The sequence below is a fragment of the Paenibacillus solani genome (assembly GCF_050475945.1).
Taxonomy (GTDB): domain Bacteria; phylum Bacillota; class Bacilli; order Paenibacillales; family Paenibacillaceae; genus Paenibacillus_AQ; species Paenibacillus_AQ solani_A.
This window is the reverse complement of record NZ_JBCMXJ010000005.1, coordinates 918566-934583: the sequence shown is the minus strand read 5'-3', so window position 1 is coordinate 934583 and position 16018 is coordinate 918566. Positions and strand designations below refer to the sequence as shown.

The window sequence follows — 16018 nt, the reverse complement described above, 5'->3', positions numbered from 1 at the left end:
TCCTTTCCGAATGGTTCCGTTTTCATCTTAGAACAATGCATGGTCCGGATTCACCTTTTTCACGATTTTGTTGCTGCTCCATACAAGAATAAATCCAACTACAGATTGATACAGACCGACAGCCATTGCTTGTGCCGGATTCCCGATGGTGCGGAGGGAACGGAACACATACGTGTCGATGACGTCGACGGTAGGATACAACAGGCCATTGTCCTTCACGATGGCGTATATCATGTCGAAGCTGCCATACATGATTTTGCCCAAGGCCAGCAAGGTTAGAATCGATACGGTCGGCAGCATTAGCGGAATGGTAATATGGCGAATGAGCTGCCAACGTGTGGCACCGTCGATCCGGCCAGCTTCGTAGTAGCTGTCATCAATCCCTGTAATGGCCGCCAGATAGATGACGAGGTTCATTCCGAGATCCTTCCATACCGCCGCGGTTGTAAGAATCCCGGTCCAGTATTGTGGAGAGGCATACCAGTTGATGGGATCGATATGGAAGAATGCCAGGATTCGGTTCAGGATACCGTAATCGGTCGACAGCAGGCTGTAGATGATATAGCTGACGATGACCCAAGACAAGAAATGTGGAAACAGAATGGTGGATTGGGTCACTCTCGAGAACCAGCGACTGCGAAGTTCGTTGAAGAGGATAGCCATGGCCATAGCTGCAAGAGTCCCGACAATGATGAATAAGAAATTAAGCTTCAGCGTGTTAAAGGTGACCTCCCATGCCCGAGGTGACGAGAAGAAGAACTTGAAGTTGTCAAAGCCGACCCAAGGAGAATTGAAGAGTCCCGTTTTAAAGTTGAATTTTTGGAATGCGATCAGCATGTAGGGAAGCGTGAAATAACCGAAGACCAGCGTATAAATGGCTGCCGGTACGACGAGCAGGTATGCGGATCCGTTCGACCGGATTTCACGCAGGAAGCCGGAGCGGCTTTTTTTCATAGGTGAGCACGTCCTTTCTTTGTGTGATGGGTTTGCAATCGTAGCGGTTCTGACTTGAGTGTAAAGAGAGTTGCCGCGAGCGGTAAACTATGAAAATGGAGATCGAACGGATTGAAGGGATAGCGGCGTGCTATAAAAAACGAGAAAAACTTCAAATTCGAGTATTTCGCACAGCTTCATCCGAATTGAACAATGACCGAAAAACCCTTATTTTATAAGGGTTTAGTCCTAAGATTATATTGAATTTAAGCCAGGCAAGGAAAATAAAGAATGCGTTTTCATATTGATGAATGCCCTGAGCAAATGTAAGATTAGAGTGAAATATGTATCCCTTCCAAGTGATTGGATCCCTAGGAAGTATGCTTACAATTAACATGCAGATTACATATCGTGTTAGTAATGGATAAAATTTCACCTATTATAATGACCAAATGGCAAGGAGGGAGAATATGATCCGGCAGCGATTATTCCGTTATGCAGTTTACCGAAATATGTTTCTCAGCTTTGTTTTGCTTACGGCAGCCATGATTGCCCTCGTTACCGTCGTCCTGTACATGATGTTCTCCTGGAGCACCGCGAAGGAGGTAGGGAAAATATCCGAGTCGATGCTGAAGCAGAACAGCGCCGTATCCAGTGTAATCCGCGACCAGGTGTATAATGTAGGCAATCTTTTGCTTAGCGACAAGGAGATCGTGAACGCCCTCTTGGACAAAGAGGCCGATCCGCTGAAACAATATGGAGTGTTCGGCACTCTTAATCGAGTCCAATCTACATACCCGTTCATCCATTCGATCGGGATCTACAACGGCTCTAACAACACCTATTTGAATACAAAGGGGATCACCAAAGAGCAGGAGGATGTGCTGCTGGAGGAGATTAACAGCAAGAATACATCTTATTTTCACCTGTTCCCGCGCACCATCTCCACCACTTCGGCAAACCAGAGCGAAGACGTCCTTACTTTTGTCCTCCTCCCAAGCTACTATTCGCCGTTAAGCTCCAAAGGTGCGATCGTGATCAACATGAGTACCGACACCATCCAGGATCTTATCGGAGGCTATAGTAATGAAGCGGTGGATTCACTGTACGTCATCGACGACAAGGGGACCATCATCACCCACTCAGATCAGTCCCGGTTTATGGAGGATATTTCGAAGGAGTCCTACGTCCAATCCATTCTGGCATCGGATACGAAGAGTGGCTACTTCACCCGCTCCATTGATGGCCGCAAGAGCCTTGTTACTTACGTCAAATCCAAGGATATGAACTGGACATTTATCAGCGTAAGTCAATATCAAAATTTACTGTTCAATATGCAGGCCTTACGAACCTCGGCTTTGGTACTGGCTCTAGCAAGCTTTGTGATCAGCATGTTCTTGTCGATTTGGCTGACTCATCATGCGTATAATCCGATTCGGCATCTGCTGGAAAAAATGAGTTCCATTCCGAGATTGAAGGAGAACCGGCGACAAATCAACGAATTTATGATATTGGACACAACGTACGCCGAGATGACGGAGAAAATGCGCTCGATGGAGTCGGAGGCCTCCGTCGCGCGAGCGGCTCATGTGCTGCAGCTGCTGAAGGGCGGCGACGAGACGGCATATCGCCGTTTGGCAGGAGAGGGCAGGGGCCCTTATTTCTTGGCAGCGGTACTTCTGCTCGACAGTCAGGACGGCTCACCCGGAGGCGAGGATGAGGATCTGCAATCTTATTCCTCTGCTGCTGTTGCCAGAGCGGCCCAGCAAATGCTGGAGCCGGAAGGAGCAAGCGTTGCGACAGTCGGGGACGGAACCGTGGCGATCATTCTCCCCATGAAACAGAGCAGGCCTCCGCTTCATGTATTGGGCATGCTGGAGGAGATCCAGGGAGAGATTCTCCGAACGCTCCGCGTATCGGTCACGGTCGGTATCGGAACCGCTGCGCAAACATACGAAGAGCTGCTCGAATCGTTTGATTGCGCGCAGTCCTGCTTCCACCAGCGTTTCTTTAAAGGCAAGGGCAGGCTGTTCTACGGCGATCCACTCATTACCGCTGATGCGGAGCATTCCGAGGCGCAGTATCCGGACAAACGGGAGAAGCGTATCATTGAAGCCATCAAGCTGCAGCAACGCGATAAACTGGAGAAGGAAATTGATCATTGGATCAAGGAAATCCGCGATTATAACTACCATGAAGTCATGTTTTTCTTTAACCAGTTCATCGGCGGACTGTATAAGCAGCTCAATGTCCATACGGTGAAAAATCGGGACAGCGCGGACCTCTTCCTCGACTTTACGCGGCGGATCACCCGTTTCCAGACGCTTCAGGAAACCGCGGATGCCTTAAAGGATCTCGCCCTGCGGCTGTGCAGCCTGTCCGAAGAATCGGGAACGGTTCGACACGCGGATGTGGTGGATTTTATTCAGATCTACGTAAGGAAGCATTATGCAAGACCGGATATGTCGCTCGAGCAGGTTGCAGGTGAGGTAAAGCTATCTCGAAGTTATGTTGGCAAGCTGTTCAAAGCGCATTGCGAGCTGTCGTTCAACGATTACCTGAATGCCGTGCGATTGGAAAAAGCGAGGGAGCTTCTGGCGAGCACCGAAGAATCCGTTCAATCGATAAGCGAACAAGTAGGCATTTTGAATACAACCTATTTCTACACGTTATTTAAAAAACACTATCAAATCTCGCCTGCACAGTTCAGAAGCCAGCATGCAATCGAGACGAAAAAGGCTCAGTAATGGGTGAGATCAAGTGCGAGTTCAGAAAATCGACTTTTCAGCACCGAAGTTTTTGCTTCCGATGTGCGTTTTTTCAAAACGCTTTAGGTTAGATGAAGCTAAGGACTGAGTAGCGGAGCTGAACGTTTTCATGAGAAAACGGCTTCGGAAGCATAAGCGTAGGTAATCTACGTGAGCAACGGAAGGCCCGGCTGAGTTCAAGATTCGACGTCGAGATTGCTTCCTGACCTGCTTCGTGATCAAAAGATGACTTTCTGAACAACCTCTACAAGCGTTTTAAAATGGCGAAAACGATTATTTTGAAGTATACGTCATCCCTAATGTCTCCTTAAGATAGGAATCGTACCGCATGACAAAACAAAATGAAGACAGGGGGAGACACAGATGAAAAAAAGGAAAGCGCTAGCATTATTCTTGGTCGCGATATTCATGGTTTCCATGATCGCAGGCTGCTCCGGCGGGAGTGATAGCGGATCGGCAAGCGGGGAGAAAGACGGCGTGGCCAAGCTGCCTGTACGTTACTTGCTTCCGGGTTCCGCGCCGCAGGATCTGGCATCGGTGGTAAAGGCGATTAATGAGAAGCTTGAGGCGGATGGTCTGAATCTTACGTACGAACCGACATATATTGCTTGGGACGTATGGGATCAGAAGACGAACCTCATGATGTCGACGGGTGAGGAATTCGAGCTGATCGCCATCATGCATGATAGTAAAGGCCCAACGGTCCTCGCCGGCAGCGGCGGGATCATTCCGATCGACGATCTGCTGGATCAGTACGGCAGCGAGCTGAAAGCCTCCATGCCGGAATGGATTTGGGAATCGTCCAAAATCAACGGAAAGATCACTTATGTGCCGAACTTCTGGGCGGATACTGCTTTTAATGACGGCATGTTCACGATCCGTACCGACCTGCTTGAAGCCAACGGCCTGAAGCCACCGACTTCACCGGAGGAGCTGCTTGATGTAGCGGAGACGCTGAAGAAAAACTGGCCGCAGGACAACAAGAACGTGTACATCAAGATGCTGGAGGAGCCTGCCTACTTCCTTCATACGACGTACGATACCTACCCTTTTACCGTAGCGGACAATATGATTTACGTGGACCAGCAGGGGAATGTGAAGTCCTGGTTTGAAACCGAGGAGTTCAAGAAAGATGTATTGTATATGAACAAGGCATACAAGCGCGGGCTCATCATGAGTGACTTGCTTACAACGCCGACGGAAGTCATCAATCAGGAAGAATTGGCGGGACGTTATTTGTACCGCCCTGGCGATGTTGGCGTGAGCGACACGATACGCCAAACGTTCCCGGATGCGAAGCTGGATATTTATTATTTGGCTGATCAGCCGAAGTTCAGATCTTATGCGATCCGGAATTCCAACGGTATATCGGCCACGTCCCCTCATCCGGAGGCTGGCGTTCAATTTTTGAACTGGGTATACAGCAGTCAGGAAAACATGGATCTCGTTCAAAGCGGTGTGAAGGACGTGCATTGGAAGGATACCGGCAAGAATACCAAGGATTATCTGGCCAAGAACGATAATGGTTCTCCGGCCTATGAGCTTCCGTACTGGCTGCTCGGCCATGTGGAGATGAACCGTTATCCAACCAACACAGACCCTGAACGGCTGAAGCGCCGGACGACGGTTGCCGATGATGCGGTGAACAGCATCACGATCGGCTTTACTTTTGATCCAACAAACGTTGCTTCGCAATACGCGAATTGCATTGCCGAGCTGAAGACCAGTGTTTACCCGGTCATGCAAGGAGTCGTGAAATTTGAGGATGGCTACGACAAAATGCTGGCGGCTATGAAGTCGGCCGGTCTGGATGAGGTCGTGGATGAGTATCAACGGCAATTCGATGAGTGGAGAGCTGGCCAGTCGTAAGCACTGCGCCTTAAGTGATACGAAACATTTTGGAACAGGCAATCCCTTACCTGGCTTCAGGGCCGGAGAGGGGTTGCTTTTTTTTTGCCTTCAATATTTCGATATTGACTAAAATTAAAGTTTTCTCTCAAAAGTAAAGTGTTCAAGACAGGGACACCCGGGCTAGAGTAAAGAACATAGGAAGCGTTAATGCATCTCGTAGGATAACACTGATAACGACGATCAAGCATGACCACATCTAAAAGAGCGGTGCAGCATAAGGAGGACGCAGTTCATGACCAAGCAAGAACAAACCATTCGAGAAGGATGGCAATGGTTTACTGAAAGCCGGTACGGCATGTTTATTCATTTCGGTCCCTATGCTAAGTATGGGCGAGGCGAACAGGTTCTGTTCCGGGAGCATTTGGACCAGAAAGAATACGCGCAACATGCCTGCGAGTGGAATCCCGAGTTCTTTGACGCCGAGCTGTGGGCATACACAGCGCGCAAGGCGGGAATGAAATATGCCTGCCTGACGACAAGACATCATGATGGATATTGCTTATGGGATACGGCAACAACGGATTATTCAAGCGCGAAGCAGGCGCCCGGCAGGGATCTGGTGCGCGAATTTACCGATGCATTCAGGGCTCAGGGTCTTCGGGTCGGCTTATATTACTCCTGGATCGATTGGCGCATTCCGGCTTATTTCGACGGGCCGGAGAAGGACCCGGAGGGCTGGGATGATATGAAACGCTATTTGCATGCCCAGGTGGAGGAGCTGGTAACAAAATACGGACGCATCGATCATTTCTTTTTTGATGGAGTCTGGCCGCGAACTGCGGAGGATCTGGACAGTATCAAGCTGGTCGAGCGGATGAAATCGCTTCAGCCAGATATTCTGGTCAACAACCGTCTTGGGCTATCCGAGGAGGAGAAGCTGCACGCGGATGGCGGTGGCGGGTCGGGAGATTCCGAGGTACTTGGCGATTTCGGCTCGCCGGAGCATGTCATTGTTCCTGACCAGAAGCGTCTGTGGGAATCCAGCCAGGTAACAACGTGGCGGCTATGGGGATATACAAACGGCGAACGATGGCGCCCAGCCGACGTCCTCCTCGATATGCTGTGTGAATGCGCGGAGAAGGGCGGTACCGTGGGCGGGAATTTGCTACTTAATGTCGGGCCGCAGCCGGACGGTCAACTGCCACCGGCGTTCGTGGAGCGAGCGCTGAAGATCGGCGAATGGCTGGATGTCCACGGTGAGGCCATATACGGTTCGGATGGAGGTAACCTCACGGAGTTTATTACCTACGGGCGGCAGACGACGAAAGACAATCATCTGTATCTTATCATTCGTTTCTGGGATGGGAGGCCCGTGCTGAGGCTGGCGGATCTGGTCACACCTGTTGTTCGGGTGACCCTGCTGACGACGGGACAGGAGCTGGCGTTCCGCCAGGAGGATGATGTCCTGTTGATCGAGGGGCTGCCGCGGGAACGACCGACCGAGCTTTTCCCTGTCATCCGCATCGAGTGTGAGAGCCGGCCGGAGACTAATCAATGGGGACAGGAACGCCTTTGGACCGGTGATCCCTCCCGCATTGCAGATTGGGCTAGGACCCGTGGAACGTCCGTGTACGTTGATGGTCAACCACGAACGGGAAAGGAGTAGAGTATGAAAACACTATTATTTTATGATGAACATTTTCCTTATGAAGGTGAACGCCCAGCGGCAAAGGCATTGGAGCATCTGCGGAAATGGGCGGAGGTCGCTGGTGCTGCGAATTTGGCCGAGCGGTTGGCGGAAGGCGGCTGGGATGTTCTGATTCATCTTCACGGCGCGTACTTTCCAAAAGCGGCATGGACGGCCATTGAAGCCCATCTGAAGGATGGCGGTGGCCTGGTGCATGCCGGAGGCGTGCCATTCCGCAGGCCAGTCCGGGAGGTAAATGGTGCCTGGCAAGCCGAACGTGAGCAGTTGGCCTATCATCAGCGAATGGATATTCATGATGCTCTGGCAGTTGATGTGTCACGAGTCCGTGAGCTGAAGGCATCCACCGAATATCCAATTCTCCAAGGGCACGAGGATCTGTTCGGCATCGAGCCTACCTGGGGCTTGACGCTGCATCCGACCAAAGCGAGCGACATTCCGTCCGAGATGGGCGCGTGTGGCCCGATGGATGCTGTCATTTCGCCGCTGCTGACGGGAATAGACCAACATCAACGCGAGAGGTCCGCTCCGGTCGTGATGCTGGAGCAGCACAAAGGCGATTATGCCGGCGGTCGCTGGATACTGCTCAACCAGCAGCTTAGTGCCTCTTTCTGGGAGATGGGCGGGCTTGACGTCCTGCAGGAGCTGGCCGAATATGCCGGCGCGGGCGTTACCGAGCTCTGGCTGAAGCCGAACTATGCCTCCTATGAGCCAGGCGAACAGCTGCGGTTAACGATTCAGCTGCAGGCCCTGTCGCGGACGTCTGTTCCGGAGCGGAGATGGAATTTTGCGGTTCGCGTTATAAAAGTGGATAACGGGGAAGCCGTCTGGACCGGTCATGCGGCAACGGATACCGACATGGATCAACGGGATTTGCAGCAGATTCGTTTGTCGGTGCCCGTACGGTTGGAAGCAGGGCTGTACCGTATCGTTTGTGAAGCCGTGTCCGAATCCGGGGAGCACCGTTGCCTGACCCAGGCGGTCTGGGGCGTTGACCGTTCCCTGCTGCAAGCCGGGCAAAGGTTGGAATGCGGACGCGATTACTTCCGCCGCGGAGAGCGGACGGTTCCGATTGTGGGCATGACCTATATGACCTCCGACGTGGCGCGGAAGTTTCTTCATCTGCCAAACGTGCAGCGGTGGGACGCGGATATGGCTGAAATGAAGCGGGCAGGGATCAATTTGATTCGGACGGGCATATGGACAGGCTACCGGATGATCATGTTTGCCGATGGCCATGCCGTCGAAGACGTGATGCGGGCGATCGATGCCTTTGTCCTGACTGCCAAGCGGCATGAGCTGGAAGTGACGTTCACATTCTTCTCGTTTGCCCCGGAAGCATGGGAAGGAGTGAATCCATACCTGGATCCGCGTTCGGTGGAGGCGCAGAAACGCTTTATCTCTTCTATTGTAACCCGTCACCGAGGCACAACCAATGTGCATTGGGACCTGATCAATGAGCCCTCGCTGTTTGATCCGAAGCGAATCTTCGAAGGGCCGGTGACGGTAGGGGACCGCTTTGAGCGTCAGGCCTGGGCCGAGTGGCTCCGTGACCGTTATTCAGGTGATATTGAACTTCTGCAGGAATGCTGGAACATGACGCCAGGCGAGCTGCCATCGTTCAACGTGGCGCCGGCGCCAAACCCGGATGACAAGCTGTTCAACAGCGTGCTGCAGCCGAAAAAATGGGGCCCATGGGTGGATTTCACGCTCTTCACGATGGACATGCATAATCGCTGGGCATCCCAGCTCATCGGGACTATACGCCGCTCGGACCCTCGCCAGCTGGTAACGGTCGGACAGGATGAGGGGATCTGCTCTCAGCGTCCGTCGCCGTCATTCTACGGTCCTGTCGTCGATTACACGACGGTCCATTCCTGGTGGCAGAACGATCATCTGGCTTGGGATAGTATCTTCACGAAAACGCCGGATAAGCCGAATCTGATCCAAGAGACCGGCATTATGCACGTTCAGCGTCCGGACGGGATTGCCAAGCGGACGGAGGAAGAGCTGCGCAACATCCTGGAGCGGAAATATGCTTATGCGTTTTCGACCGGAGGCGCCGGGGCGGTTCAGTGGATTTGGAATATAAACTATTTCATGGACAATGCCAATGAGTCCAACATCGGAGCGCTGCGGGCTGACGGAACACAGAAGCCTGAGGCCGATGTGTCTTATGACTTCGGCGGCTTCATGAAGGAAGCAGCTGGTCTGTTTGACAATGAACGGCAGCTGGAGGAAATAGCCGTCGTATTCCCGTATTCGAATGATTTTTCCAGCCGCAAGCTGGCGTACGAAGCTACAACAAGGGCTATACGCACGCTGACGTTCGGCATGAACGTCCATCCTCGCGGCATCGGTGAATACCAGCTGGAGGACTTGAAGCGCTATCCGGCCAAGCTGATCATCGTGCCGAGTGCGCACAATTTCGATGATGCTGCGTTCGCGCAGCTCCTCGAGCTAGCAAGAGAAGGAAGCACTGTCCTGTGGACAGGCCCGCTGCGCACCGATGCGTATTGGGGACAGGTATCCGATCGTCTGCAGCAGGAGATTGGGGAAACCGTCCATGCTAACGTTCTCCGAGAAGAAATGCTGGAGCTGGCGGGAGTGCATTATTCCGTTTCGTACGGTGAGCGGAAGATCAACGCCTTGGCGGTGGATCGTCCGGAAGGTCGGTTGAATGGGCCGCTAGAGCCAGTCACGGTGACTTTGGGTTCAGGACGATTCATCTGGTGTCCGCTCCCTGTCGAATTGAACGAGCGTTGGGAGCCGATTGAGGCGCTATACGCTGAAGCCATTCGCACAGCAGCCGTATCACCTGAGCTAGAATGGCTGAAGGGAGGCGAGCTCCCGGGGATTTATGGACGCAAGCTGTCGTTTGGACAAGGAAGCTTCTATGTCTTCGTCTCCGAGTATGGGGCAAACACAGAAATTGAAGTAAAGGACCCTATTTCAGGGACGGTCTATGCCTTCGGGTTGGAACGGGAACGTACCGTGATGTTCACGACCGACGCGGGGGGAAGTGTGCGGACGATATACCGGCCGGAGGAAGTTCGCATCTTGCAGAGCTAACCTTCTAAATCTTGAATTGCTTTCGCCCTTAAAAGGTAAGATGCGTGTTCGCTTGAGGATGAACAGGCTACTTAAGGCATGAAGCGATCCTTCTGCAGGATACACATATAGGAGGCTCTCCGGCCGATTGAATCGTACCGGAGAGCCTCCTCTTTAAATGGGGAATAACATCTAACACGAAGAAATCACAACAGACTTTCACTATGTAATCATTCGAACAATCAAATGGAAAAAGGAAGGGTGTACCATGGATTACAAAGATGCGTCACTGCCCATTTCGGAGCGGGTCGAGGACTTGCTGGAACGGATGACGGCAGAAGAGAAAATCGGTCAGCTGATCCAGCCGTTCGGCTGGAAGGCCTATACAAGAAACGACGACGGCACGATTCGGATTACCGAAGAATTTAAGTCGCAGCTTATGGAGGGAAGGATCGGTTCTTTGTACGGTACGCTGCGTGCCGATCCTTGGACGGGTGTGACGCTTGCGAACGGGTTGTCTCCCCGGGAAGGGGCTGAAGCGGTCAACGAGATTCAGCGTTATGCCATTGAGCATTCGCGGCTCGGGATTCCGATTCTGTTCGGAGAGGAATGCTCCCACGGGCATATGGCGATCGGAGCGACGGTATTTCCGGTTCCACTCACGATCGGAAGCACCTGGAACACGGAGCTGTTCCAAAGCATGAGCCGAGCTGTTGCTGCCGAGACCAGAGCACAAGGGGGAGCGGCAACCTATTCGCCAGTGCTGGATGTGGTACGGGATCCCCGCTGGGGCCGTACCGAAGAAACCTTCGGCGAAGACCCCTATTTGGTGGCCGAATTTGCGGTTGCCGCAGTGCGGGGACTCCAAGGCGAGAGCCTTGATTCGCATGACAGTCTTCTGGCTACGCTGAAGCATTTTGCTGGCTACGGCGCTTCCGAAGGGGGGAGGAACGGAGCACCCGCTCATATAGGCATCCGGGAGCTTCATGAAGTTGATCTGTTACCGTTCCGCAAGGCCGTTGAAGCGGGAGCCCTGTCCGTCATGACCGCCTATAACGAAATTGACGGAATACCTTGCACCTCTAATCGGTACCTGCTGCAGGATGTGCTTCGCGAGGAATGGGGCTTCGACGGCTTTGTCATCACCGACTGCGGCGCTATCCATATGCTGACAAGCGGCCATAATACGGCTGATTCAGGCGAGGAAGCAGCGGCCCAGGCGTTAAAAGCCGGTGTCGACATGGAGATGTCCGGGACTATGTTCCAAACTTATCTTCATCAAGCGCTGGAGCAGGGACGGATCACCGAAGACGATCTGAGCAAGGCAGCCGGACGCGTGTTGGAACTGAAGTTCATGCTCGGTCTCTTTGATCGTCCTTATGCAGATCTGACATGGGCGGAGCGAATCATAGGATGCAAGGGACATGTAGCACTGGCCTATCAAGCAGCAGCTGAAGGAATCGTGCTCCTCAAGAATGAAGAAAACACGCTGCCTTTGGATCCGAATGTCGGAACGATTGCCGTCATCGGTCCCAATGCCCATGCAGCATACAATCAGCTTGGCGATTATACCTCTCCTCAGCCGCCGGGGCAGATCGTAACGGTGTTGGAGGGCATCCGCAGCAGGCTGGGAAATACGGCGGACAGGCGCGTCCTGTATGCGCCGGGCTGCCGTATTCAAGGCGATTCCCGCGAGGGCTTCCCTCATGCTCTCGAGTGCGCTGCTGAGGCCGACGTCATTGTGATGGTGCTTGGCGGCTCCAGCGCACGGGATTTCGGAGACGGTACCATTGATCTTAGAACGGGTGCTTCGGTCGTGACCGGGCATACCGAGAGCGATATGGAATGCGGGGAAGGCATTGACCGCTCCACCCTGACGCTGATGGGCGTGCAGTTGGATCTGCTGCAGGAGGTCTATAGGCTTGGCAAGCCCGTGGTCGTCGTCTATATAAACGGGCGGCCGATTACGGAGCCCTGGATCGACGAGCATATTCCGGCAATCGTGGAAGCGTGGTATCCCGGCCAGGAGGGAGGCAGCGCAATCGCGGACATGCTGTTCGGCGATGTTAACCCGTCCGGCCGTCTGCCGCTGTCCATTCCGAAGGAGGTCGGTCAGCTGCCGATCAATTACAATGCCAGACGGACGCGTGGCAAGCGTTACCTGGAGACGGATCTGGAGCCGCGATATCCGTTCGGCTACGGGCTAAGTTATACGGAATTTCGCTATGACAGTCTGAAGATTGAACCGGCTGTCATTCCTATTGGCGGGGAAGCCACGGCCCGGATCAGCGTGACCAATACCGGGGCACGGGACGGCGCGGAGGTTGTTCAGCTGTATGTCTCAGATTTGGCCGCATCCGTTACCCGTCCGGAGAAGGCGCTGAAAGGGTTTCAAAAAGTGTTCCTGAAGGCAGGGGAGACGCAGGAAGTGACATTCACCATATGCAACGAGCAGTTGGAACTGATCGGCCTTGACATGAAGCCGGTAGTGGAGCCAGGCGAGTTCCGCATTCAGGTGGGTCCCGACTCGACAAGCGGAGAGGTCGCGAACTTGCGGGTGGAAGGCTAGGATCGCAAGGTCTGTCCGACGGAGAGATTGTTGCTGGTTCATTAGAGGAATAAGACTTCGCATCTCGTTGAATTCCAGTGACCACATTTTGCCAGTAGTATGGTATGATTTTCTAGTGAGGATAAGGCTCAAAAGAGCGTATCTGGTAGCCCGAGACTTTCCGAGTAAGGAATCCAAGTGAGGAGTGGTAGGATGAACGAACCGTTTCTTCATATGTACGACTACAGCATTTGGGCGAATGAAAGAGTTTTTAATCATATGCAATCTTTGCCGGAAGACGTTTTTCACCATGAAGTAAATCTGGGCTTCCACTCCATCGCGGCAGTCTTCGGTCACCTTGCGGCTGCGGAAGAAGTTTGGTTTGCCCGGATCAAGGAGGAAAGTCCGCCGCCGCTTACTGCGAGACCATTCGCGAATATGGAAGTGGCCCGCCATTACATGAGCCAGCTTCAAACCCGGCACCGCGAATATTTAGCAACGGTTGACGATATGGGAAAGATTGTAACTTATGACAACACTGCAGGTGAGTCATTTCAGAATTCGATTTCAGAGATTCTCCAGCAGGTCGTAAATCATGGAACATATCATAGAGGCAATATCACAACCATGTTTCGGCATTTGGGACACAAAGGGATAATTACGGATTACATTGCTTTTTTGAGAGGGTAATTCCAAGCTGCATCCTGTAAGCAAGGACTTCCTGCTACCATGATTCTCATGGACCAGGGAGTCCTTTTTGAGTAAAGAATATTTATAAAACATATATGGTATGGTTCTTCCTGTTGCTCTCTTATATGATGTAATTAATGCCTTCATAATACATGGGTAGATCTACAAATAAATACAGCAATCCGCTGCGGATGTTACGCTATTATTCATCTAGATGAACAACAATGGGAAGGTGATGTTTGTGAAGAAGATTCGAAGATCCAAAATCGTTGAGGGTACTTCCATACCGGGAGTTATCTGTAACGGAGGGCAGTACTTTTATATTGACGTAGATATCTATGAAGATGGGATGACGAATTGCTGGGAGCTTGTTGATCTTAAAGGCTTAAGAAACAAAATCGATTCGAACTGGCTGTCGGCGGTCGTTCCGGTTGATCAAAATCTTTCTATTCATGGCTTGGGTGCGTTCCAAGTCAAGGAAGCGGTCTGGAGTTTTGATCAAGACAGCTATTATGAACACATTGTTCAGACCATTCGTGTGTTGAATCCGGAATTTGTGAATATATACGAAGTTTCGAAGCGAGAACAGGAGCAGCAGGAAGCCAGAAGAGTGGCTCACTCCCCTCAACCCACTGATTTTTATGTAAAAAGCGAAATGTTCTATCAGACGGTGGAGGGTGACGGTTTCCACATTTTTATGAAGTACGAAGGTGCGAACTATTTGGTTCATATGAATGTTTACCAAGACGGTCAAGTGATGATCTACAACCTGCCTGAAGACGTCCAGTGTCATATTGACGAAGCAAGCGCTTGGTTTCAAGACGGGACTTTATTTACAACATTTGATGGCGATATTCCTATTCGCATTCTGGGACTTGGCGAGGTTATATTATCTGAACCGTTGTATGCGGCAGAGATTGAGGAGAAGTTTAAAGAACTCATCGACATCCATAAGAAATTGAATGGGGAGAAATCTGCGCACGAAGAATGCAGAGATGCATATTATTTATACTTAGAAAATCCCACCGAGTTTTACAGGGAGAATCTAAGAGAGAAATATGAACGTGTACCCGAACATGAACGAATGTACTTGGGCGATATGGATTCTAAAGATTGGGACTACCAAAGGATCCTCTATCGACCGGATGAGAAACGGGAAGTGTAATGTGATTACTTCAGCCAGCTCGATACGAAATAAAATATAATTTTAAAAAAGTGAGGTCAACGCGATGTATAGTTTGTACGGAGAGCTATGTACGGAAGTATATGATCTGAGTAAGCCACTGGGATTCTCATTTGGAGATGTGGAGTATTACAAGGAACGCCTGAAAGGCGTGAAGGGCAAAGTATTGGAAGTAGGCTGTGGGTCGGGCAGAGTGTTAATCCCGCTGCTTCAGGCAGGCATTGATATTGATGGCGTAGATAATTCGGCTGCCATGCTGGATTCATGCAAAAGACATCTTGAAGAATTGGGCCTTGCGGCCAGGCTGTTTGAAGATGAGATGCATAATTTCTCATTGACCGATCTATACGAGGCCATTATTATTCCTGCGGGATCATTCCAATTAGTGGAGGGGCGGGAGCAGGTAAACGCAGCATTGAAGCATTTTTATTCTTACCTGAAGCCTGGTGGCCGATTGATTCTGGATTTGTTTATCCCTACTGATTTAGAAGCGAATCATGCCACTACTAGAAGCTGGGATACTCCTGATAACGAAGTCATCATTCTGGAAGAGAGACGTACGGAATGTAATCTGCTTGAACAGCGGATGGTTTCGATTATGAGATACGAAAAGTGGAAGGAAGGCCAGCTGTTACAAACCGAGCTGCAGCGTTTTCCTCTCAGCTGGTTTGGAACTTATGAATTCGAACTTATGCTGAAGCAGCACGGGTTTGAAGAGATTACGAAGTCGGCAGATTACAAATGGATGAATACACCTGCTACTGCAGATCAAATGATAACATATGAGGCCAGGAAGTCTTTGTTGGATTAGTGATATAGACACAAAAGAGGTGATGGTATGACGTATAACTCAAACTTAAGCATGACAGATATGGACCGATTACTCTCATACCTCGATTATTTCCAGGATCCTGATTCGGTATTTGGTTATGAAGCAAGCGGCTACATGTGTCAAAGTCAAGAAGTCAGGAACTTCTGCACAACATTAGATGATATCGGTTTCTTACTGGTATTTAATTGGCATGAATGGTTAGCTCAGCATGAGGCCTATAAGGACCTGGACCATCCTATTGCGAGCAGCATCATGAATGCCGATTTGGACACCCTCCGCAAATTAATGACCAGTTATATTCGCGGGGATCGATTCAATGAAGGGTTATTCATCGAAGTATGCAGAAAAGGGCATATAGCCAGCATTTTGTTAAGATTGAGAGAATTGAGAGAGTGAACAAGAAGGAATATCCCGATGAGAGAAGAATGATTTATACGAAAATAAATCTCATGCGGAG

Annotated in this window: 10 protein-coding genes; 9 read left to right on the top strand and 1 reads right to left on the bottom strand. The window is 51.1% G+C overall.

Annotated features, from left to right (window positions below):
- Positions 1–27: 27 nt before the first annotated feature.
- A complete protein-coding gene (locus ABEQ74_RS06125; RefSeq protein ID WP_430120451.1) occupies positions 28–954 on the bottom strand; it encodes an ABC transporter permease in 927 nt (308 codons plus the stop codon).
- 449 nt (positions 955–1403) lie between these two features.
- Here ABEQ74_RS06125 and ABEQ74_RS06120 point away from each other — a divergent pair, with 449 nt between their 5' ends.
- The 9 genes from ABEQ74_RS06120 to ABEQ74_RS06080 all read left to right on the top strand — a co-directional run bounded on the left by ABEQ74_RS06120 (position 1404) and on the right by ABEQ74_RS06080 (position 15957).
- Positions 1404–3680: a helix-turn-helix domain-containing protein gene (locus ABEQ74_RS06120; protein ID WP_430120449.1), complete on the top strand. Its 2277-nt coding sequence runs from the start codon at positions 1404–1406 to the stop codon at positions 3678–3680.
- Between the two features lie 384 nt (positions 3681–4064).
- Positions 4065–5570 (top strand): extracellular solute-binding protein, encoded by a 1506-nt coding sequence (locus ABEQ74_RS06115; protein WP_430120447.1) that lies wholly within the window; start codon positions 4065–4067, stop codon positions 5568–5570.
- Positions 5571–5844: 274 nt separating this feature from the next.
- On the top strand, positions 5845–7218 hold the full coding sequence (locus tag ABEQ74_RS06110; RefSeq protein ID WP_430120445.1) for an alpha-L-fucosidase: 1374 nt from the start codon (positions 5845–5847) through the stop codon (positions 7216–7218).
- Between the two features lie 3 nt (positions 7219–7221).
- A complete protein-coding gene (locus tag ABEQ74_RS06105; RefSeq protein ID WP_430120443.1) occupies positions 7222–10329 on the top strand; it encodes a glycoside hydrolase in 3108 nt (1035 codons plus the stop codon).
- A 247-nt stretch (positions 10330–10576) separates the two neighbouring features.
- The gene (locus ABEQ74_RS06100; protein WP_430120441.1) at positions 10577–12877 is read left to right on the top strand and encodes a glycoside hydrolase family 3 N-terminal domain-containing protein; all 2301 of its coding nucleotides are present in this window, start codon (positions 10577–10579) and stop codon (positions 12875–12877) included.
- Positions 12878–13069: 192 nt separating this feature from the next.
- Entirely contained in the window at positions 13070–13546 is a 477-nt protein-coding gene (locus ABEQ74_RS06095) for a DinB family protein (RefSeq protein ID WP_430120439.1), read from the top strand.
- A 241-nt stretch (positions 13547–13787) separates the two neighbouring features.
- Positions 13788–14711: a DUF7638 domain-containing protein gene (locus ABEQ74_RS06090; protein ID WP_430120437.1), complete on the top strand. Its 924-nt coding sequence runs from the start codon at positions 13788–13790 to the stop codon at positions 14709–14711.
- 64 nt (positions 14712–14775) lie between these two features.
- On the top strand, positions 14776–15540 hold the full coding sequence (locus tag ABEQ74_RS06085) for a class I SAM-dependent methyltransferase (RefSeq protein ID WP_430120435.1): 765 nt from the start codon (positions 14776–14778) through the stop codon (positions 15538–15540).
- Positions 15541–15567: 27 nt separating this feature from the next.
- Positions 15568–15957 carry a DUF6508 domain-containing protein gene (locus tag ABEQ74_RS06080; RefSeq protein WP_430120433.1) on the top strand — a complete coding sequence of 130 codons (390 nt, stop codon included), beginning with the start codon at positions 15568–15570 and terminating at the stop codon, positions 15955–15957.
- Positions 15958–16018 lie beyond the last annotated feature (61 nt).